Origin of the sequence: Brevundimonas nasdae (genome assembly GCF_016654005.1) — a bacterium.
In the GTDB taxonomy this organism is placed as follows: domain Bacteria; phylum Pseudomonadota; class Alphaproteobacteria; order Caulobacterales; family Caulobacteraceae; genus Brevundimonas; species Brevundimonas nasdae.
Map to the genome: position 1 here is coordinate 26,664 of NZ_JAEPWN010000002.1, position 20,429 is coordinate 47,092.

A 20,429-nucleotide genomic window follows, 5' to 3' on the forward strand; every position below is an offset into this window, starting at 1 on the left:
TCCTGAGTGATTGATTATGGGACCACTTCTCACCGCGCTGAAGGGCGACGCACGGGCGTCGAACGTTCAGGATACCGATCACGGCTTCATCCTGACGGGGTCGGGCGAGGCGTTCAGCGCCCTCGCTCGCGAGGCCATGGAGAAATCGGGCGTGGAGTACGTCGCCCTTCCTACAAGCGACGGCGCCGTGGGCTACACCCAGGTTGTAATCATCCCGCTCTGAGCGTCAGGCGCCGGTCGCGCCGAGATCCGCCAGTCTCTCCCCGAGGGTCGGCCTCGTGACCGAGCCGAAGTTGGCGTGAATGAACGCTTCCTGCCGCCGATCAGCCGCCCAGACATATCTGCGGGCCAAGGCGACGGTTGTATGATTGCGGCGTTTCACCAACTCTCGCGGAGGAGCCCGTCGCAGAGCGTCGATGGTGCCTTGATCATTCGCCGCGACGAACAGGCGTTTGGGTCCGATCGGAAGATGGATGAAGGCCTCCGGATCCCGCAAACCCGACACCTGCTCCACACACCAGTCGGAGACCAGCAGCGACAGGCTGGACGCCGCCAAATCGACCACGGCCCAGCGCATATTGTTGATGAACTCGCCCATCGTGGGATTATCGATGAGCACCGTCGCGATCTGCATGGCGACCCGTTCGACGATTTCCGGGTCCCGCGCGGTCATGAAGTCTTCAAAGGTCGCCGGATCGCCGTCCTGGCGAACCATCTCCTCATACGCGGCCTGAATCTCTGGCTGATTGACTATCCAGTCCGCTCGGGTGCGCGCCTTGATCCCGGCGATATCCGCGGGCGTGCGCAACTGCAGGGACTGGATGAAGCGTGACCATGCGCTTCTCGTACCGGACGTCTGGGGAAACTGCCCCCTTTCCAGAAGCGCGAGCACGCCGGCGGCCTGATGGTCGACCTGCTGCATGAACCGCTCTTCCACCTGCTGCATGAGGTCGGGCGACAGACCGGGCATGCTGTACAGGCCGTCCTCGTATCCCGTACCGGCTGGAAATACGCGCCGCCGCTTCACGGCGTCGCCGAACGGCCGGTCATACTGCTCAAGGCGTCCATCGGGTCCGGTCCACCGGTTGAGATAGAAGACCGGCGCGAAGTGGTGCTTGCGAGGCGGATTGGACGACGTCATGCGCCGGCTGCAGGTCCAGCCAGGGTGGCGTCGCCATCGTCGGGCAACGACAACGGCGTCCGCCCATCCATCCGCTCCGCATACCCTTTCGCGTCGTCATACATGGCGTCGTGCAGGCCCAGGACCGTCATCGCTGATCGACGGCTCATGGGACCCTCCTCAGGCTGCCGCGCCGGTCTCGCAATGGCGAGAAGGTTCGACGCCCTGGCGTAGATCTCCGCCGCGTCGACGAACTCGACCTCGATGTCCCGCGGCACGCGGCCTTTGCGGCGAGCCGTCAGGTCCGCTTTGAAACTGCGCCATCGCGCGAGGTGAACTTGCAGTTCCGCCAACAGGTCGATGTAAGCATCCGCTTCGGCTCCATCGGCCGCCTCGATCATCGCGGTGATTTCCTTGACCGCGTCGGACGCCAGCCTCGGGGCCCGCACGGTGAACCGGTTCCCCGTCACGCTGCCATACTGCCGCGCGACCGGAAGCGCCCGCTTCAGCCGCTCGACGCTCTGCTCCGCGAACTCGCACACGTCGCTCATCACCAACGGCATGGCGGCGCGCTGGGCCCGGAGACGCCGGGCCTTGCGGTCCTGCTCCTGCTGATCGTTCTGCTGGATCTGACGCAGGACGAACCAGGCGCCGTAGACCGCCGCCAGCAGGGTGAAGATGGCGCCCAGAAGCGACTGCCACGACCATGCGATGGTGGTTACGGGCACGATGACCGACCGGCACCCCTCGCTCGGGGAGAGTTTGCATCCGCCGTCCAAGGCGATCAGGGCGAGCGAAATCGCGGTGACGACGGCCACGCCGGCCGCCGGCCAGCGCAGGTTCACTCCACCGTTCGGCGAAGGCTTCGCTGGCGCGAACAGGCGAGCGAACCGCTTCTTCATTGCGGGCGACGCACCCGGCGAATCTCCATCCCGCCCTTCATCACGACGATGCTGATCACGCCGGGAAGAACAGTCAGTCGGAGCTGCGCCAGATCGCACGCTTCTGCGTCGTGGACCGCCTCAACCCGCTCTTCCATAGGGTCGCCGCCCCGGTCATCGTCGAGGAGTAAGGTGTATTGATTCATTCGTGTGATCGCTTCTCGGCGAGGTCAGTGTAGGCGGCGCCAGTTTACCGCGAGGGAGGGACGTTGCACGATCCCGCTGCGGGCGGCGGACAGCTCTTTCTGACTCTGAGGCGACCTTGGGGGAGGCCGTTATTGGTGAGGGATGCACGCGCGAACACGGGCGGAAGATGTCGGAAATGGCCCGCCAATTGTACCGGGCATGTCGAACAGATATGCAACCGGTGGTGAGCAATCAATGGTGCTGCTAAGGTCGCCGTGTCTAGGGGAGGCGATTCTGATCCGACCGCTTACACGCACCACGGCGGGGAAGCTGTACTATCGGCCAGAGGCGGTGGAGGCCGAGATTATGGCGCTGCTTTCGCTCGACGTCGATGAGCGCATGGCGCGGCTGTGTCCGGCCGCAGCCTCGGACGCGACTCCCGTGAGTCCCGAAGCGCTTGTCTACTTCATGCGCGAGGAGCGGCGCGCCAACCATGAGGGTCGCTTCAACCGTCTCTACACGGCGGTGATGAAGCACTACCTGTCGTTCTTCCGATGCCCTGACCGCCAACGCGAAGGCGTGATCCGCACGGACGGGGCTCTGGAAGACCTCCGGCGGCACGCCGTCGATCGTTTTGTCGAAAAAATCCGCAAGGATCGCGCCGAGGGCGATGACCGGCTCGACATTTACGAAATCCGGTTCGGGCTCGCGGCCGCCAAGGACAGGTCTTCGGCCCGCAAGGCAGTTTACCGTCTGGTGGACCGCGAGGAGGCTCTCAACCCTCTCGAGGATGGCCGAGAGGCGTCTGCTGAGGTCGAGGCGGCCGCCGCGCGGCTGTCTGAACTGAGTGATGCGACCAAAAATGACGTATCGGATGACCTGAAACGGGTACTGGCGACGATTGACACTCTGCCTGAAAAACATCGCAGGGTAGCGACCATGACGTTGAACAACATTCCGATCGAGGCGAAGGACGCCAATACGCCGTCGATCAGCGGCCTTTTAGGCTGCACGCCGAAGACCGCGCGGGCGCGGCGAGACCGAGCCGTCGAACTCATTCAGCGCGCGCTGGGTCTCGGAGCCTTGACATGACCCGATCCGCACTGAGCGAAGACCAGGTCATCGAGGCCTTCCTGCTCGAAGACGCCGCGGACAGCCGGACACTGTCCCTCTATCTGGAACGCTATCCGGACCACGCCGAGGCCTTGCTCGATCTCGCCCACGACATTGCGTTCACCGAAGTCAGCCGGCACGCGCCGCCGTCGTCGGACGAAGACGACCTCATCGCCATGGGCTGGGCCACGATCCAGTCGGCCGAGCGCACGGCGGTGACGGCGGCCGACTGGACGGGCGCCATGATGGGCAAGGTCCAGGCGGCAGTGGGCGCGCCCATGCCCGTCGTCATGAATCTGCGTGACCGACGGTTCAAAACGGAATCCCTGCCGTCCCATCTGTTCGACGTCCTGTCGCAATGTCTGGAGCGAACGAAGGAGGCGGTGGCCGATTACCTCGACCAGCCGGCCGGCCTGGCCAAGGCGGCCGCGTACAAGGCCAGTCAGGCGCCGCAGGTCGCCGCCGAAAAACTCGATTACGCCGACTTCCTGCGCGACTTGGGCCTGCCGGAGGAAGAACGGCGTCGCCTGCTCGACGGGCCAGCCTAGATGGATGCGATCGAACTCGCCCGCCAGAAGGCGGCGAGCGTTCACCAACAGGGCGTGGAGAAGGGGGACGATCCGACTGCGCCCTACGCCTTCGTCGTGGCGCAGGCGGAAAGGCACGGCCTCACCGTGTGTCCCGTGCCGGACTCGATGCTGGACGGTGCCCTCGCCCGTCTGGATGCGGACGCCGGCTGCATCATTCACACCCGTTCAGGGTCCGGGTTCGAGCAGGCCATCTACGTGGCGCACGAACTCGGCCACGCCCTTCTCGGCGACGCCGCGCCGGCCGGCGCCTGCGAGATCGACCCCTTCCGTCCGGCCGAAGCCGCGCCGGTCGGCGAGGAGCGCGTCATTGACTACGGCCGGCGTCAGCGACGCGAGGTCCAGATGGACCTGTTTGCGCGGGAGCTCATCCTGCCCCGTCCGGTCGTCCGCAGGCTGCACGTCGACGAGGGCAGGACCGCCACCGAGATCGCCGGGATGTTCGCGGCGCCATTCGCGGTGGCGGCTCAGCAGCTCTTCGACGCCCTCCTGTTGCCGCCGATCCAACCCGAGCCCGAAGGGCCGGCCCGCCCGCCGGCGAAACCCGATGCATCCCAGATCGCCGCGGCCGGGCATCGGGGCGGCCCGGCCTTGGTGGAGGCCGGACCCGGGACCGGCAAGACGCAGACCCTCGTGAAGCGGATCGTGGACCTGTTGAACGAGGGGGCGGATCCCAGAGGGTTTCTGGTCCTGACCTTCTCGAACAAGGCCGCGGGCGAACTCGCGGACCGGATCGCCACCCGGAACCCCGAGGCTGCGGCGGCCATGTGGATCGGAACCTTCCACGCCTTCGGACGAGATCTGGTCCAACGGCATTTCGCGAGGCTGGGCTTCGACCAGGAGCCCCGGTTGATGGATCGCGTCGAGGCCATCGAACTGCTTGAGCCGGAATCCGCCCGACTGGGCCTGCGGCACTACAAGGACATCCGCAATCCCGCGTCCAAGCTCTCCGACATCCTGGCCGCGATCTCGCGGGCGCAGGACGAACTCGTCGATCCGGCCGAGTATCTCGCCCTCGCCCAGGCGATGGAAGGTGCCGCCGGCGACGACGCGACGGCGCGGATCGCCGCCGAGAAGGCCGTCGAGGTCGCCCGGGTCTACGCGCGCTATCAGCAGATCAAGCGCGACAGACGGGCGATCGATTTCGGCGACCTCATCACCCTGCCCGTGGCGCTGTTGCGCGAAAACCCCGAGGCCGAGGCCGGCCTGCGGGCGCTCTATCGCCACATCCTCGTGGACGAATATCAGGACGTGAACCACGCGAGCGTCGAACTGCTGAAGCGGCTCAGTCCGACGGGGCGCAATCTGTGGGTCGTCGGCGACGTGCGCCAGTCGATCTACCGTTTCCGCGGGGCCTCGCCGTTCAATGTCGATCGCTTCGGGTCAGCCGACTTCGGCGCGGGGACGCGCCTGCCCTTGGCGGTGAACTACCGGTCGAGCGAGGAGATCGTTCAGGCCTTCTCTGCCTTCGCGACGGGCATGTCGGCCGGCGCCGGACGACCGGCGGCTCTGAAGGCCGAGCGCGGTCCTTCGGGTCATCCGGTGGAGCATCGCCGGTTTCTGGACAATGACGGTGAGGCCGCGGCCCTAGCGGATGCGATCGGCGAACTGAAGGCGGCGGGCTTCGCGTTGCGGGATCAGGCCATCCTGTGCTCGGGAAACGACCGTCTCGCCCGCCTCGGATCCGAGCTGGAACGGCGCGGGGTTCCGGTCCTCCACCTCGGAAGCCTGTTCGAACGACCCGAGGTCCAGGATCTGCTGTCCTGGTTGACCCTGCTCACCGATCCGCGGGCCATGGGTCTGGTCCGAGAGACGCCGCTGTCCGCCGGTTTGTCGCTGGCGGACGTCCAGGCCGCCATGACGGCCCTGCGAACCCGGAACCGGGATCCATTGGATTGGACGGACGCCCTGGCGGTGGTGTCGCCCGAGGGGCGCGCCGCGCTGGAGCGTCTTCGCGCGGCTCTGGACGGGTTCAGCGCCGAGGACCATCCCTGGACGGTCCTAGCGTCTGTGCTGCTTGACCGCACCCGTGTGGTCGCCGACATCGCGTCATCGGTCGCGCCCGAAGCGAAGGCGCGGGGCATGGCGATCTGGCAGTTCCTGAACTTCGTCCGCGTCCAGCCGGGCGGCGGGGCTCGGGGACCGGTGCGGCGTCTGCTGGACCGCATTCGGCGGCTCGTGGCGTTGGCGGACGATCGGGATCTGCGGCAGCTGCCTGCGGCCGCCCAGGTCATCGACGCTGTGCGGCTGATGACGATGCACGGCAGCAAGGGGCTGGAGTTTCCCGTCGTCCACCTGCCGGGCCTCAATCACGAGGCGCTGCCCCGATCGTTCCGCACCAAGCCCTGCCCGCCGCCTGACGGCCTGATCGGACGCCTCGACACGCCGGCCGGTCCCTTGCTCCGGTCCGCCCACGACGACGAACAGGAATGTCTCTTCTATGTGGCCTTGTCCCGGGCACGTGACCGCCTCTTCATCTACTCGGCCCGCCAGAACAAGGCGTCGGCGGGTCGGAAGGCGGCCGAGCGCGCGGTGTCGGCCTTCGTGGGCCGGGCGACACAGAGTCCTGAGCGCTGGCTCACGGATCCGGCCGCGCCGGATCCGCGGCCGGAGGACCTGCCCGTCGCCGTCGCCTCCGGCGAGCGGCCCGCCTTCGCTTTGCACGAACTTGCGCTCTACGAAAAATGCCCTCGCCAGTTCCTCTACAGCGTCCTTCTGGCGATCGGTGGAAACAGTGGGACGCGACCGGCCTTCCTGACCATGCACGATGTGGTCCGGGACGTGCTCGCCGACGTGATCCGGGATGGCGGTCCCGGCCGGGCCGACAGGCTTCTGGACGCCGCGCTGGAGGCCAGCGGTCTCGCCGGGGACGACTACGGGTCTGACTTCCGGCAGATCGCGGTCGAACTGGTCGAGGGCTTCGTCGAGAGCCGCCAGGGTCGCTCCGGTCGGTCTGGTGAACGTCTGGTCGCGGCGCTCGACCGGGCCGACATTCATGTCCAGCCCGACGAGGTCCTGGACGGCGCCGGGGGGCCGGTATTCCGCCGGGTGCGGACGGGGCATTATTCCAAAACCAGCGCGACCGCGAAGGCGGAAGCCGTCTTCCCCCTGGTGATCGACGCCGTGTCGCCGGGCGCGGCGATGGAAGTCGTCTATCTGGGCGACGGCCGCGTCGAGACGGTGAGCGGCCTTGCGCCCAAGGACGTCGGCAAGCGCCGCGACGCGATCAACGCTTTCGTGGCGGATATCCTGGACGGTCGTTTTCCGACCAGGGAATCCGCCTTCACCTGCCCGAACTGCCCCGCCTTCTTCGTTTGCGGCCCGATCGCCGCGGGGTCGCTGAAAATCTGACGACGGAATTACCCGTTCCCCCAATTGGCGGCGGTTTGACCTTCAGAGCCCGGCACTTTCGCCCTCGGCCATGGAGTACAAGACCAGTGACCTCCCCCAACGACAGCCGGCCCGCCGGCGCCCATGTGATCCAGTTCGCCGACGGCGACCTGAACTTCCGCCCGATCAGCCTGTCGGACCCCGTCCCGACCGGCCGCCAGATCCTCAACACCGCCGTCGGGCGCACGGCGGAATCCTACAGCCTGTTCGTGATCCTGTCGGACGGTGAGTTCGAGGATATCCGGCTGGACGAGACCATCGATGTCCGCCCGCGCGGCGAGGAGCGGTTCATCGGCTTCGAAACCGACCGCGACTACAAGTTCGTCATCGAGTCCAGCGAGATGCGCTGGGGCAAGCCGCTCATCAGCGGCCGCATCCTGTACGGCCTCGCCGAAGCCGATCCCGAGACGACCGACCTGTATCTGCAGGCCCGCGGCGCCGAGAACCGCCGCATTCGGCCCAACGACGTCGTCAAGCTGGACGAACCCGGCATTGAGCGCTTCTTCCTGGCACCCCGCGAGACGCCCGGTTTCGGCATCGTGGTCCTGTACAATGGCGCGCCCGCTCCGCAGCGGGTGCGTCCCGAGGTGACGCTGCAGGCGGTGCTGGAGCGCGCCCTGGCCGATTTCGGCCACCCGGCCGGCGGCCCGGTTCTGTTCAGCGAGGGCGGGGCCGAGCTGGCGCTCGGTCAGACGGTGGCCCAGGCCGGTCTGTCCGACGGCGCGCGTCTGATCCTGCGTCCCCGCGTCGTCCAGGGGGGCTGAGATGAAGCTGCAGATTCCGTCGGCGGTCCTCGCGCAGACGTTCGACCACCTCAGGTCCTGCGGCGGCGGCCGCCGGGAATGCCAGGCTTTGTGGGTGGGCCCCTGGGCCCACCCCTCCCTCGTCAGCGAGGTCCGACATCCCCGCCACACCGCCAGCGCCGTCGGCTTCCAGGTCGATCATGACTGGCTGACCGACTTCTGGCTTGACCTGTCTGACAGCGGCTCCGGCGTGCGCGTGCAGGTCCACACCCATCCGGGCGCCGCCTACCATTCGGCCACGGACGACGCCTTCCCGCTGATCCACACGCCCGGCTTCCTGAGCCTGGTCATCCCGCGCTTCGCCCAAGGGCCGGCGGATTTCACCGACGCCTTTCTCGCCCGGATCGAGCCCGACGGCCGTTTCCACGAGGTGAGGATCGCCGACATTCTGGAGATCGTCTGATGCTGGCCCAGGCTCTCAGCCGCACCACCCTGTTGATGCGCGCCGAACTTCGGGACGATGTCCCCGAGTCCGCCTTGGTCGACGCCTTGGCGGATTTGTCGGTGGTCATCTCGGCCGACGCCCGTGTGGTCGGGACGGCGCCGGGACGCACGGCGGTGGTCACGGCCGCCCTGCTGATGGCCCGGTCCGGCCACCGGGTCTGGATCGACTGCCCGGATGCGGCGATGCCGGAGCCCCAGCCGCCCTTGGCGGGGGATCGACTCCACGACGCCCTTCGCGAGGGGGGAGCGGACCTCCTGCCGGACCGCACGATCGAGATCGGCGTCCCTCCGACGACGGCCGATCTCGTCGTCGTCTTCGGCGACCGGAGCCCCGCGGCGGCGGGGCGTGTTCTTTACGTCGGCGCGTCCGACTGGTCCGCCAGCCTGTCGACGGCTGCGCCGCAGGCGTGGACGGCCGCCGATCAGCCGTTCGGCGCGATGGCGGCGGGGGCCCTGGCCGCCAGCGAGGCCTTCAAGGTCTCGATGCGCCGCCTGTCGACATTCGCGCGCAGCCCACAGGCCTACGACCGGATGTTCGGCCCGGCGACGGACGCCGTTCTCGACCTCGCGCCCGGCGGGGCGAGACCCGAACCGTCGCTCGGCGCGTTCGACCTGGTGAGCGGCGGGGCGATCGCCAACGCGGCCCTGTTCGCCTTGCTGAGGACGCCGGACATTCGCGGACGTTGCCGCGTGATCGACGATGACGAGTCCGCCCTCAGCAACCTGAACCGCAACGCCCTGCTGCTGCGGTCAAGCTTGGGCATGGCCAAGGTGGCGGACCTGGCCCGTCACGGCTGCGACCTGCAGATCGAGCCGCTTGTCGAGCGCTATCGCGACGGCCAGCCCCTGGCCGCCGTTGTCCTGCTGGGCGTCGATGACATTCCCTCGCGCTGGTCGGCGCAGCGGCGGCGGCCCGACTGGCTGGGCGTCGGTGCCACTGTCGGTTTCGCGGTCCAGGTGTCTTCGCACGACGCGACGACCCCTTGCGTCGGCTGCCTTCATCCGCAGGCCGGCATGACCGACGGTCCGATCCCGACGGTGGCGTTCGTCTCCTTCTGGGCCGGGCTGCTCCTCGCCTTGCGGCTTCTGTTCCGTGAAGACGATCGCCACCTGTCCGGGGACCAAACCTGGTTCAGCCCGCTGCGTCCCGAGGGCTGGGAATACGCCCGGCTCGGCCTGTCGGCCCATCCCGGCTGCCCGGTCGGCTGCGAGGCGTCGGGTCGAACGGAACTGCAGGCCCGGCCCGCGGCCTGATGCCCCGGCCTGGAGGCTCGGCCTCTGCGAATGGCGACCGTCCAGCGCGCATGGGACATCCAGCGCGCGGCGCGCGAGCTGCGGGCCGGTCCCCATCGCCAGCGCCCCGGTCGGCTCCAGGTCCGTCGCGAACTCCCGAGCCTCAGCGCGCGTTGCGGTAGGTGCGGCCTGCGACAACGTCTCGCACCTGCCGAGGGCTGGCGGCCGCGACCCGTTTTGCGATCTCGGAGACTGTCGCGAGCGCTTCCAGTCCCCGGATGGCGTTGAGTTGGTCCAGGGTGAGGCGCGGGGCGCGGCGGCGGCGGTGCGGCGGGGCACAGTTGGCGTCGGCGCTCGATAAGGAGGCGCCCGGCGTCCGGCGGCGGCCGGCCCGGCCTCCAGCGCTCATATTGAGAAGGCGCGCGTCCTGCCGGTGGCCTTCCAGCAGCCATGCCTCGGAATTGTAGAGGCGCTCGATGTCTTCGGTTACGGCCATGACCTTATGATGGACGTAGGAGACGCGGTCGGCGGCCGTCTCGTCGCGATACCGCTGATGGAACCGGAGTCGGCTCCCGCTGCCGATGGCGCGGCGATGCTCCGCCCACCGGGTCTGCCAACGCCGGGTCGTGACGCCGACATAGAACCAGCCGTCGTCGGGGTAGGACGCGGCGTGGCCGAAGATGTGCTGATATAGGACGAAGGCCCCTTCCGGCCTGGACGCGGGCCTAAGGAGATGGTGCGCCGGCGTTGAAAAGATCTGGGCTGGCCGGGTCACGCCGACGAAGGGCTGATCGAACGCGCCGACCCGCAAGGCGTCGAGCATGACCGGATCGATCACGAGCTCGAACCGGATCTCGGGACAGAGCGCCAGCTCGCCCGGGGCCAGGGAGCGGCCGGACCGCATGGCGGTCGGGCCCAGCGCGCGATGCTCGGGTTCGACGATCCGGGGCGGGATCAGGATCGGAAGCGCGCCGCCCAGAAGGGCGACGTGCAAGACCGGAATCGGCTGGCCCGGACGGACTCGGATGAGGCCGTCAGGCGTCAGGGCCGACCGTAGCCAGCTCACGCCGCGCGCCGTGCCGAGGAACCGGTGCATCATGGCGTCGAAAGTCGCCCGATGCGGATGCATGTCGGGCGGCGTGAGATGCTCCCACCACTCGGGATCGACCGTGATCATGCGCGTCGCCCCCGCGCTCTCACGTCGCTTCGCTGTCCCTTTCCAGCCTCAGGATCGCGCCGACCACGGGCATATGGATGAACAGGGCGTCGCAGGCGTCCGACGAGGCCGCGGTCACCGCGTCGGCGTAGAGTCCCAACTGGGGGGCGTGTCCCAGCGCGTGTTCATCCCACCGGTCGAACGCCCCTGGGAAGCTCTTGTGGTCCACGAGAGCGACGCCCGAAGCGTGCCGGACCAGCAGATCGATCCGCCCTTGGACGATCTGATCGCCGACGCGGGCGCGGATCGGGCTTTCGCTGAGGATCGCGCCGTCGGGCCACCGCTCTGCCAGCCAGGCGCGAAGACGGGTGGACGCCTCCACGGCGTCTGTCGCGGACAGCCCGGCCACCGACCAGCGCCGCAGGATGGCGTCCGCATCGGCGAGACGCCGGGCACCGTCCCGCGTCGGATCGTCGTAAGCCAGGATGGCGTGCAGGGCTTCGCCCAGGGCCGCCATGTCGGTCACCCCATCGATCCCGAGCCTTGGTCCGAGATCCACCCGTTCGGCCACGCGCCAGCCGCCGCCGCTCGCGCCGCTGGGCTTGACGAACAGGGGAGACGCAGGCGGCGCCGCAGCGACGCGCGCGGTCACGTGAGGCGCCTGCGGATACCGTGGCGCTGCGCTCTCGTCCGCCGCCAGCACACGCACATCGGCCAGGAAGGTCGCGTCGCCGACGCCGATCAGATTGTCTTCCACGGCCGGCGGTGTGACGTGGGGCGGCGCGTCGGCTGCGTCCAGCACCGCCAGCCACGCAGGGCGTTTCGGCGGCGCGGCGAAGATCAGATAGTCCCTGGCTCGCGTGACGCCGACGTAGAGCAGGCGCGTGTCTTCCTGCACGGCGCGTCGCCAGGCGGCCTGGCCGAACGCGGACCCGGCCGCCGCCGCCTCCAGGGCGCTGCCCCCGCCCGCGGAATCGTAAGGCCATGGCCAGAACCGGATCCAGCGATTGGCCAGCGGGTCCCGCCAATCCATCTCACCATCCACTTCCGCCGCGGGCTCGAACAGGCGGGCCTTGGGCTCCCAGCCGAGTCCGACGAGAACCGTCATCGGCCATTCGAGGCCCTTGGCGCCGTGATAGGTCATCACCTGGACGGCGTCGGCCGCGAGGCTGGGCGGGCGCTTGGGATCGGCGCCGTCGAGCGCGAGGATCAGGCCGGGAAGCGTCGCGGGCGCGCCGGACGAGACGCACTCTGTCTCATAGGTTCGCGCGAACCCCCGCAGGGCTTCAAGGTCGTCGAACCGGATCGCGGTGTCGCCCCAGCGCTCAATGCGCGCCATCACCTCCGGAAGGGCGGTCACCGCGTCGACCAGTTCCGCAGGCGTGAGGGCGAGTGTGTCCGTACGCAGCACGGCGAGCGCCTCGGCGACCGGCACGAGGTCGGACAGGGCGGATTCGGCGTCGGCCTCGGTCGCGGCGCCGAGCCAGGCGTCCGATTCCGGATCGTCCGAGAAGAACCGGGCCAGCTCGGCCAGGGCGAGGCGATCAGAAGCGTCGGCGACCCAGCGGCAGGCCGCGAGAACCAGTTCGACATGGGGCGTTCGCGCGAGCCCCCCACGCTCCACCGCCACCGGCAGGCCGGCCTGGCTGAGCGCCCGGGCGTAGCGGGCCACGTCGGTGTTGGTGCGGCAGAGCACGGCGATGTCACCGATCGAGAGCGGGTGGTGCTCGCCCGACCGGTCCTCCACCAACCATTCACCGCCGTCATCGAGGCAGGCGACGACCTGCGCGGCGAGCGCCTGAGCCTGCTCATCGACCTTGCCGGTCAGGGTCCACCAGCCCAAAGCGGCCCGGTCAAAACCGGTCTCGGAGCGGTTGGTCCCGGCGAAGGCGTGATTGGCCGCCGGCAATCCCATGCGGTCGAAGGCCGGCGTGAACAGGGCGTTCGACAGGTCAATGATGCCCTGACGGCTGCGCCAGGAGGTGGCCAGCACGTCCGCCGCCTCTCCCTGCGAGGCGGCGCCGGCGAACGCGGCCTGCGTCAGATCCGTGTCGGCGCCTCGGAAGCCGTAGATGGCCTGTTTGGGATCGCCGACCCAGGTGCTTTCCTCGACCAGACCCGCGAGCGCCGTGAACACCGCCAGCTGAAGCGGGCTGGAATCCTGGAACTCGTCGACGAACACCCGGCTGATCCGCTCTCTCAGCCGGGCGGCCATCGCCGGATCACGCAGAACCTCGAGCGCCAGCGCCTCCTGATCGGTGAAGTCCAGCAGGCCCCGCTGGGCCTTCCAGTCCTGGTAGGCGGTGAGCGCTTCGGCCGCGCAGTCGAAGGTGGCGCGGATGAAAGTTTCGATGTCCCCGCGAAGACGGGGATGATCCGCATGCCGTCCAGCCGCGGCGGCCAGAGCCGTCATGGCCGAAGCGAAGGCGGGTCCGTCCTTGGTTGGCGCGCATTCCGCCTTGGCCAGCCTGGCCCAGGTCGGCCACGACAGGCTCTCGCCGCGGGCGAGACGCTGATGCGCCGCCCGGACGACTTCCATCGGCCTTTGCGCCTTCGCGCTCAGCCCGGAGGGTCGCGCCGCCATGACGGCCGAGAGGGCGTCGCTCAGGGCTGTGTCGAGCGCGTCGCCGTCCGACGCCGCGGCCGGCGGCAGCGATCGACAGGAAGCGATCGAGCGGTCGGCGGAGACGCGGACGCCGTCCGCGTCCAGACCGTTGGCGCGCGCCAGGTCGACGATCCGGCGAACCGTCCGGCGCCAGTCCGGTCCTTCTGCGCCCGTCGGCGGTCGCGGGTCATTGTAGCCGAAGCGATCGGCCAGGTCGTTGAGGACCGCCGCATGGGCGGCGATGGCGCGATCCGCCGCCATCGAGAAGATCAGGGACTCGTTCTCGGCGCCGATGACGGCGGTGGAGGGAGACCGTCCAAGATCGAGCGCAAACTCCGAAACGATCTGGCCGCAGACGGCGTTGACCGTCCCGAACCGGGCGCCGAGCAGCCGGGCGGCCGCGTCCGTCCGCCCGTCGCCGAACAGGCGCGCCCGCGCGCGCTCGACGAGTTCATCCGCCGCCTTGATGGTGAAGGTCGTGGCGACGATCTCCTCGGGTGGCCGGATGGCCACCTCGGCGGCGATGTCGCCGACGATGCGCGTGGTCTTTCCCGCGCCGGCGGAGGCCGTGACGGCGGTGAGTCGGGCCATCACAGCGCCTCCACATTGATGCGGCACAGGCCGGTGAGGTCGCAGTAGCGGCAAGGCTCCGCCGGCGCCGCGAAACCGAGGTCGTCGGGCCGGTCCGTCGCGGAACCCTGCAGGCCGGCGGCGACCAGAACACCATTGCGGGCGAGCGCCGTCCAAGCCGCCCAATCCTGCGATACGATCCGCAGGGTGTCGTCGTCGGGACGAACAGCCTCGACCGGGTCGCCGGTCAGGAAGGATCCCGCGCTGGCGACGACACGCCGCTGCCGCAGCAGGAAATAGCCGCCGGGCGCCACAACGCCGTCGGTCCGGGCGAGAGCGTGATAGACGGCGAGCTGCACCGCGACGCCGTCTGCGACCATCGAGACGTAGCGGCGGTCGGACCGTGTCCACTTCAGGTCGAGCACGGCGACCTCGGCGCCGCGGCGGACCATCAGATCGATGCGTCCGGTGAGCGGCAGATCGCCGAAACGGCCCTCGCGCGACAACTCCGCGCCCACCACCTCGAGCCCTCGCTCGTGCAACAGTCGCACCAGCGCCTCCATCGCCGCGGGCACCTGTTCCCGCGCGGCGGCGAGCTCGCCGGCGTGTTCGGGCCGCGCCAATGGTGCGGCCATAGCGGGCAGGAGTTCATCGAACAGGGCCAGGGCGCTGGCGCGAACCTCGGCCCAGGGCGGCGGCGGACCGGCAGGCAGCAGCCGACGCGCGATCTCGTGGGCCAGAGCCCCGAATAGTTGGCTCGTCTCCGGCAATTGAGCATGGCGACCGCGGCGCAGACCGAGGACGTCCTGGGCGAACCATCCCATCTGGCAGTTGAACAGCCGGTCCAGGGAGGTTGCGCTTTCCACGCGGCTGTCGAGCACGGCCGACAGGTCGGCGGCGACCGTCCATCGCGGCGCGCCTGCGGGCGGATCGACCGTAGCGACAGGGGTGCGGGAGATGGAGCGCCGCGCCAGATCCGCCACGGGCTCCGCCAACAGACGTTCGGCCCGGAAGAACACGCCGTCCGCCGCGCCCTGGAGGAGAGGGCGAAGCTGGTGGGCGAGCGGGTGCGCGGTCGTGGGCTCGCCGCCCGCGAGGGCCGGCCGCACCAGCAGCATCTGCTCAGCCGCGTTCATCACCACGCGGGCGTAGCCGGCGCCGACACGCGCTGAGGCGGCCGCAGACGTTTCCACGGTCACGCCGGCCGTCGCGAGCGCGACCCGCTCCGCCCGGTCCCATCGCTCGGGCGCGACCCTCTCGCCCGGTCCGGCGAAACCCCACCAGATCACCCGGGGCGCGGATCTCCACAGCGCTCCGGGCACCCGAACGGCGCGCAGGGCACCGGCCTCAGCGATGTGGGCGGGATTGGAAACGCCGTCCGCCAAGACCTGACCGATCATTCGCTCCAGAAGCAGGGCGGGGATGACCGGAGACTCCAGGCGCGTGGCGGCGTCGACGAGGGCTCCCGCCGCCGAGGCGACGCCGAGCAGCAGGGGATCTTGTCCGGCGGCGTCGATCCGGATGGCCCAGGCGGCCACGCGCCCTGCGATCTCGCGCACGGCGTCAAGCGGCATGCCGACGGCCCGATCGTGAAGGCCGACCTGTGTCCAGGCGCGCCACTGCGCTAGTGTCTGGTCGGTCTTCCCCTCGGGGTCTTCCTCCGCCGCATTCAGCTCGAGAAGCCGCGCTTCGAGACCCGCCCAGGTCTCGAGCCAGGCGGCGCCGCCCGTGCCGGGGTGTTCCGCCAGGGTCCTCGCGAGGCGGCGGGCGGCCCACCGGGAGATGGGCGGACGCGGAAGCGTCATCAGGTCGAGGAGGGCGCGGGCGTCGAAGGGCCGCCATGCCGTCGCGAACGCCAAGGGCAGGACCTGCAAGGCGCCCCGCCAAGGCGAGGCTCCGGACAGACCGAGCGCCGGAAGACCCCGGGCCTTGAGCGCTCGGTCCAGCAGAGCGGTGTCGCCGTCGGGCGCAAGGATCACGGCGTCGGCGGGCCCCGACGCCAGCCAGTCCGCCACGGTCTCGGCGGCCATGACGGCGGTGTCTGACTGGATCACCACAAGCGAGCCGTCGCCGGTGAGCGCGTCCCGCCCACCCCCGGCCAAGGCGTCCTGAACGCGGCGCAGGTCCGATCCCGCGGCGGCGAGCGTCGGGGCGGAGGGCGGATTGATCTCCACCCCGGCCGCCTCCAACGCATCGAGCAGACGCGCGATGGCCGGAGGCGCCAGATCGCGAGGCTCGATCAGAGCGAGCGAGGCGATGCGCAGGCCGGGCCGGTCGGCGACGCTGAGGGCGGCGAGCGCGAGCCGGTCCGCCAGGCTGGGCGGCAACGGCGCGCCGGCATGACCGGCATCGGCCAGATCGTCGATCCGGGCCGCGCCGACGCGCTGACCCGTCCAGCCCCCGTCCACGAGGGCGTCGCGCCAGTCCAACAGAGTCTCGGCGGTGGACCAAGGGTCCTTGTCGAAGGACTGGGCCCAGAAGCGACCGGAGCCGGCGGCCCGCATCTTGCTGAGCCAGGCGGCGACGCGCGAGGGGTGGGAGATGGTCGGTCCCCCGAGGCCGAGCTGGGATTCGATCAGGCCGACAAGGCCGTGCGGCCCGACGACGGCGTCATCCAGATCGCCTGCGGCTTCCGCCGTTTCCGGCCAGATGCGACCGTCAGCCCCGAGTCCGAACACCAGTTTCATGTTTCGCTCCCCTCAGACCACTTTAGTGAGGCGCGCGTCTTTTCGCCACCATCGCGTGTGTCCGCTCACGTCGGTGAAGTCAGCACCGCATCAAAAGGCGGCCCGCCTGCTGCGCAACAAATATCGCGTTTATCGGAGGGTCCCTACGACCGCTATTGGCGCTTTTAATACCTTCGCATTGCGTGATCTGACGCTAGCTCGGTGGGCAGTAGGCGCATGGCCCGAGCGTAGGCAGGTTCACGCCTTCGGGCCAAGAGGGTCGGCCGCCATTGGCTGCCAGTCCGCCCGCGGCCGAGCCCTGGCGGAGCCGCGATCGGCGAGGTAGGCCCTGATTCAGGTGAAGAACATTCGCCGGGCCTTGTCGTCATGCAGGTCGAATTTGGCGATGTGGTTCAGACGGTGGGGCGCGGCGTCGCTGAATAGCGTCCAAGGCAGCTCGTCGATTGAAATCTCTGCGATCACCGCGGCGAAGTCCTTGTCATAACAGTCCGCCAGAACCTTCAGGTTGGTCGACGGAAAACTGTTCTTGAAGACGGTGTTGAAATGAGGCTGGAAATAGCGGATCAGCGCCGCTTCGTAGAGCGTCGTCCGCTCCGCCTCGTCTGTGCCGAACAGCTTGTCCAGACCGTTCCGAATCCGCTCCTGTCCCTGGGTACGGTCGGCGGCGCGGGGATTGAAGACAGTGATGGTGCTGTTACCCGGCTGGATCGCCAGCATCAGCAGCGTCAGGCGATAGCCCTCGGGGACACCCTTCAGGGCAATCTTCTGGAGTGTCTCGTGCTTGCGAAGGCGGTCCAAGGCATTGCGGGATCCATCCTCACCGAACGCCTGCCCAATGTAGAGGACCTTGAAGTCGACTCCCGCTGCCTGTCGGATCCGCAGAGCGATCGTCGTGTCATCCGGGAAGCACCGTCGTCCTCCCGCATCTTCACCCCACCAACCTTGGTCGGCATCGCCCTTGAGCTCGATGCCGGGAGGGATGGGCCACCTCAGGTCATGGATGGCGCCGTTGACGGAGTGACTGGTGACCATGTCGCCGCCTTCCACAACCACGGCCTCGGTGCGCACGACGGGCGTCAGGCCGACCAAATAGATGTGACAATCCTTGATCTGCGGAAGGAGTGGCTCGAGGGCTTCCGCCTCATAGATTCCTTCCGCAGGCATGGTCGCGTAGCTCACGGCGTACATCAACAGTGCGTTTTCGACGTCGAACGCCTGACCGTCGAACGGTGAGGCCGGCCTCGGGCTGGTTGTTTCGCTCATCCTAAGAACCTCCTGACAATCGCTCATCTCGGTCTTTGATTTGGGACTTCTGCCCCGGTTGGTCAAAGGGCGAACTTGACGGGATCTCGGGGGCGTTGATCCCAGAATTTTCATGAGACCCATGCACGGCGCTCAGACCATCCCGATGTGACGCTTACCCCCGCAAGCAGGCCATCCAAGGTAAGAGGGGCCATGTCCGAGCGTCTGGCTATGGTAACTTGAACGTCCGCCATTGGTCTCGAGCAGCGAGCGCGACGTGTCCAGTTTGCGGACGCCACCCAATGTCTGCTGATGGCGCTGATCGTACCTTCGGCATCTTACCTCGCGACAGGGTCCCAACTCTGGTGTGCCAGTCCTCCGGACCGCCAAACAGTCCGCGCTAGACCATCTTTCGCATCGCCACCCGCTTCGCTAAGCTGTGTATAGCCCGGCTGGCATCCCTCTAATCCGGCCACTCACCAATCCTGCAGCGCGCCACTAGCTGTGCTGCAGGGGCTTGAGGGATACTGCATGCATGACGACCGACCATCGCCATCGACCGCTCTGGCTAGTCGGCAGGATCCGCGCGCTTTGTTCGCAAACCCCGCGCGATTCCGGTTCGCGAAGTATTCGCCCACCAAGGGTCGGATTGGCGCATTACGCGTCAATCTCTCCAGCCGTCTTTCTTGGAAGTCACTGCGGGCGGGTCGCAAGCATTCAGATCAGCGACACCAATCGGACTTTGCGGCTTCTGCTTCATCGGTCAGGTTCAGACTGTCGCTCATGGCGTGGGCGTCAACTGGGTTTGATCTTCAGCAGGGCCAGTCCGAAGGCGACGAAGATGCCGCCGGTGATGCGGTTGAAGATGCGGCGCAGTTTGGGAATGGCCAGGTAGCGCGACAACGAGTGGCCGCCGCAGGCGTAGGCCAGGTACCAGAAGGCTTCGACCAGGGCGAAGGTGATGACCAGAATGGCGAACTGCGGCGCCTTGGGCGCACCGGCATGAACGAACTGCGGCAGAAAGGCTGCGGCGAAGAGGATCAGTTTGGGGTTGCTGACGCCGATGGTGAAGCCGCCGCGAAACAGGCGCCCGACGGACTGGCGCGGGCTCAGGACGCCCTCGCCGCCGACATCGACGGGCGCGGCGTCGCTGCGCCACGCCTTGACGCCGAGATAGATCAGATAGGCCACGCCCAGGTAACGCAGCACCTCGAATACGCCCGGCAGCGCCAGCAACAGCGTGGTCAGACCCGCGGCCGAGGCCGTCAGCACCAGAACCAGCGCCGTCAGGCAACCCGCCATGGCGAAGAAGCTGCGCTTCAGCCCCATCTCCACGCTGCGCGACAGGATGTGCAGCATGTTCGGCCCCGGCGTGCCGCACAGCAGGAAGACGGCGACCACAAACAGCCACCAGGTTTGGAAGGTCACGACGTCGGCCCCGCACGATCAACAGGCTGTCAGAATATCGCCGTCAGACCACGGGTTCCAGTCCGATCATTCGGCGGCGGACCACAGATCGCGCAGCACCGCAGGCAATATTTCCGAGAGGTCTTCGGCGATCAGACCCGGACCGAAACGGTTGGCCGCGTCGGCGTGCATCCAGACGGCGGCGCAGGCGGCGTCGAAACTGTCCATGCGCTGGGCCAGAAGTCCGCCGATGACGCCCGCCAGCACGTCGCCGCTGCCTGCCGTCGCCAGCCACGGCGAGCCGTTGATGTTGATGCGGGCGCGGCCGTCAGGTGAAGCGATCACAGTCTGGGCGCCCTTGAGCACGACCACGGCCTGGGCGCGTCTGGCGGCGTCCTGAGCGGCCTCGACGCGGCCCTTGGCCAGATAGCCGGGAAACAGGCGTTCGAACTCGCCCTCATGCGGCGTCAGGATGTCGTCACGGTCCAGAATGGCGAACAGTTCGGCGGCCCGGCCTTTGAAGATCGTCAGACCATCGGCGTCGATGACCAGGGCTGCGCCGCTTTGGGCCAGCACATGGATGTTGCCGATGGTGGCGTCGTCCAGACCGGCGGCGGGGCCGATGATCATGGCGTCCATCCCCTCGACCTCTCGCGCCAGGGATTCGGCGCTGGCGAAGGGCGTCAGCATGACCGCCTGTATGGATGGAGCGATGACCGAAGCGGCGTCCGGCGGGCAGAAAATCCGCACCAGTCCAGCCCCTGCCCTCAATCCGGCGCGTGCGGCCAGCCGTGCGGCGCCCGTGTGGTTGGCGCGACCGGACACGACGCCTAATCGGCCCCGCGTATGCTTGTGCGTCTGGGCGTCCGGCCAGGGCAGAAAATTGCGCCATAACGCAGGGTCGTTGGTTTCAATCATCCGGGCTCCGATTATCCGTGACTTTTCTGCGAAAACCGCTTGCTTTCAGTCGCCTTGGTGTGTCCCATTCAAGCCCGAGCGCCGCTG

16 protein-coding genes are annotated in these 20,429 nt (G+C 68.3%); 7 read left to right on the plus strand and 9 right to left on the minus strand.

Annotated features, from left to right (window positions below; genetic code table 11):
• Nucleotides 1–16 precede the first annotated feature (16 nt).
• Entirely contained in the window at nt 17–223 is a 207-nt protein-coding gene (locus tag JKF87_RS03390) for a hypothetical protein (RefSeq protein WP_201097316.1), read from the plus strand.
• Nucleotides 224–226: 3 nt separating this feature from the next.
• Here the strand turns inward: JKF87_RS03390 and JKF87_RS03395 are convergent, their stop codons facing one another.
• The 3 genes from JKF87_RS03395 to JKF87_RS03405 are packed head-to-tail and all read right to left on the minus strand — an operon-like array spanning nt 227 to nt 2,207.
• Nucleotides 227–1,141 carry a DUF4238 domain-containing protein gene (locus JKF87_RS03395; RefSeq protein WP_201097318.1) on the minus strand — a complete coding sequence of 305 codons (915 nt, stop codon included), beginning with the start codon at nt 1,139–1,141 and terminating at the stop codon, nt 227–229.
• On the minus strand, nt 1,138–2,022 hold the full coding sequence (locus JKF87_RS03400) for a hypothetical protein (protein ID WP_201097320.1): 885 nt from the start codon (nt 2,020–2,022) through the stop codon (nt 1,138–1,140). The genes JKF87_RS03395 and JKF87_RS03400 overlap by 4 nt, the downstream gene beginning before the upstream one ends.
• Nucleotides 2,019–2,207: a hypothetical protein gene (locus tag JKF87_RS03405; protein ID WP_201097322.1), complete on the minus strand. Its 189-nt coding sequence runs from the start codon at nt 2,205–2,207 to the stop codon at nt 2,019–2,021. The genes JKF87_RS03400 and JKF87_RS03405 overlap by 4 nt, the downstream gene beginning before the upstream one ends.
• A gap of 346 nt (nt 2,208–2,553) precedes the next feature.
• Between JKF87_RS03405 and JKF87_RS03410 the strand changes: the two genes are divergently transcribed.
• The 6 genes from JKF87_RS03410 to JKF87_RS03435 all read left to right on the plus strand — a co-directional run bounded on the left by JKF87_RS03410 (nt 2,554) and on the right by JKF87_RS03435 (nt 9,778).
• A complete protein-coding gene (locus tag JKF87_RS03410; protein WP_201097324.1) occupies nt 2,554–3,279 on the plus strand; it encodes a hypothetical protein in 726 nt (241 codons plus the stop codon).
• The gene (locus JKF87_RS03415; protein WP_201097326.1) at nt 3,276–3,848 is read left to right on the plus strand and encodes a hypothetical protein; all 573 of its coding nucleotides are present in this window, start codon (nt 3,276–3,278) and stop codon (nt 3,846–3,848) included. The genes JKF87_RS03410 and JKF87_RS03415 overlap by 4 nt, the downstream gene beginning before the upstream one ends.
• A complete protein-coding gene (locus JKF87_RS03420) occupies nt 3,849–7,238 on the plus strand; it encodes a UvrD-helicase domain-containing protein (RefSeq protein WP_201097328.1) in 3,390 nt (1,129 codons plus the stop codon).
• Nucleotides 7,239–7,324: 86 nt separating this feature from the next.
• A complete protein-coding gene (locus JKF87_RS03425) occupies nt 7,325–8,041 on the plus strand; it encodes a multiubiquitin domain-containing protein (RefSeq protein WP_201097330.1) in 717 nt (238 codons plus the stop codon).
• A 1-nt stretch (nt 8,042) separates the two neighbouring features.
• Nucleotides 8,043–8,483, plus strand: coding sequence for a Mov34/MPN/PAD-1 family protein (locus tag JKF87_RS03430; protein ID WP_201097332.1), 441 nt, complete (start codon nt 8,043–8,045; stop codon nt 8,481–8,483).
• Complete coding sequence (locus tag JKF87_RS03435; protein WP_201097334.1) at nt 8,483–9,778, plus strand: ThiF family adenylyltransferase; 1,296 nt, start codon at nt 8,483–8,485, stop codon at nt 9,776–9,778. Before JKF87_RS03430 ends, JKF87_RS03435 begins: the two co-directional genes overlap by 1 nt.
• A 142-nt stretch (nt 9,779–9,920) precedes the next feature.
• Here the strand turns inward: JKF87_RS03435 and JKF87_RS03440 are convergent, their stop codons facing one another.
• The 6 genes from JKF87_RS03440 to JKF87_RS03465 form a co-directional block, all read right to left on the minus strand.
• Nucleotides 9,921–10,934 carry a hypothetical protein gene (locus tag JKF87_RS03440; RefSeq protein WP_236261098.1) on the minus strand — a complete coding sequence of 338 codons (1,014 nt, stop codon included), beginning with the start codon at nt 10,932–10,934 and terminating at the stop codon, nt 9,921–9,923.
• Nucleotides 10,935–10,953: 19 nt separating this feature from the next.
• Nucleotides 10,954–14,109 (minus strand): UvrD-helicase domain-containing protein, encoded by a 3,156-nt coding sequence (locus tag JKF87_RS03445; RefSeq protein WP_201097336.1) that lies wholly within the window; start codon nt 14,107–14,109, stop codon nt 10,954–10,956.
• Nucleotides 14,109–16,766: a PD-(D/E)XK nuclease family protein gene (locus JKF87_RS18565; RefSeq protein WP_201097339.1), complete on the minus strand. Its 2,658-nt coding sequence runs from the start codon at nt 16,764–16,766 to the stop codon at nt 14,109–14,111. Before JKF87_RS18565 ends, JKF87_RS03445 begins: the two co-directional genes overlap by 1 nt.
• Before the next feature lie 342 nt (nt 16,767–17,108).
• Nucleotides 17,109–18,038 (minus strand): hypothetical protein, encoded by a 930-nt coding sequence (locus tag JKF87_RS03455; RefSeq protein WP_201097341.1) that lies wholly within the window; start codon nt 18,036–18,038, stop codon nt 17,109–17,111.
• Between the two features lie 774 nt (nt 18,039–18,812).
• Entirely contained in the window at nt 18,813–19,445 is a 633-nt protein-coding gene (locus tag JKF87_RS03460; RefSeq protein ID WP_201097343.1) for a LysE family translocator, read from the minus strand.
• Nucleotides 19,446–19,511: 66 nt separating this feature from the next.
• Nucleotides 19,512–20,342: an NAD(P)H-hydrate dehydratase gene (locus tag JKF87_RS03465; protein WP_201097345.1), complete on the minus strand. Its 831-nt coding sequence runs from the start codon at nt 20,340–20,342 to the stop codon at nt 19,512–19,514.
• Between the last annotated feature and the right edge of the window lie 87 nt (nt 20,343–20,429).

Excerpts from the sequence above, each read along its gene's own strand:
- JKF87_RS03420 (WP_201097328.1), top strand. The coding sequence starts at position 3,849 with ATGGATGCGATCGAACTCGCCCGCCAGAAGGCGGCGAGCGTTCACCAA.
- JKF87_RS03440 (WP_236261098.1), bottom strand. The coding sequence starts at position 10,934 with ATGATCACGGTCGATCCCGAGTGGTGGGAGCATCTCACGCCGCCCGAC.
- JKF87_RS03405 (WP_201097322.1), bottom strand. The coding sequence starts at position 2,207 with ATGAATCAATACACCTTACTCCTCGACGATGACCGGGGCGGCGACCCT.
- JKF87_RS03390 (WP_201097316.1), top strand. The coding sequence starts at position 17 with ATGGGACCACTTCTCACCGCGCTGAAGGGCGACGCACGGGCGTCGAAC.
- JKF87_RS03430 (WP_201097332.1), top strand. The coding sequence starts at position 8,043 with ATGAAGCTGCAGATTCCGTCGGCGGTCCTCGCGCAGACGTTCGACCAC.
- JKF87_RS03400 (WP_201097320.1), bottom strand. The coding sequence starts at position 2,022 with ATGAAGAAGCGGTTCGCTCGCCTGTTCGCGCCAGCGAAGCCTTCGCCG.
- JKF87_RS03395 (WP_201097318.1), bottom strand. The coding sequence starts at position 1,141 with ATGACGTCGTCCAATCCGCCTCGCAAGCACCACTTCGCGCCGGTCTTC.
- JKF87_RS03435 (WP_201097334.1), top strand. The coding sequence starts at position 8,483 with ATGCTGGCCCAGGCTCTCAGCCGCACCACCCTGTTGATGCGCGCCGAA.
- JKF87_RS03410 (WP_201097324.1), top strand. The coding sequence starts at position 2,554 with ATGGCGCTGCTTTCGCTCGACGTCGATGAGCGCATGGCGCGGCTGTGT.
- JKF87_RS03465 (WP_201097345.1), bottom strand. The coding sequence starts at position 20,342 with ATGATTGAAACCAACGACCCTGCGTTATGGCGCAATTTTCTGCCCTGG.
- JKF87_RS03445 (WP_201097336.1), bottom strand. The coding sequence starts at position 14,109 with ATGGCCCGACTCACCGCCGTCACGGCCTCCGCCGGCGCGGGAAAGACC.
- JKF87_RS03455 (WP_201097341.1), bottom strand. The coding sequence starts at position 18,038 with ATGAGCGAAACAACCAGCCCGAGGCCGGCCTCACCGTTCGACGGTCAG.
- JKF87_RS03415 (WP_201097326.1), top strand. The coding sequence starts at position 3,276 with ATGACCCGATCCGCACTGAGCGAAGACCAGGTCATCGAGGCCTTCCTG.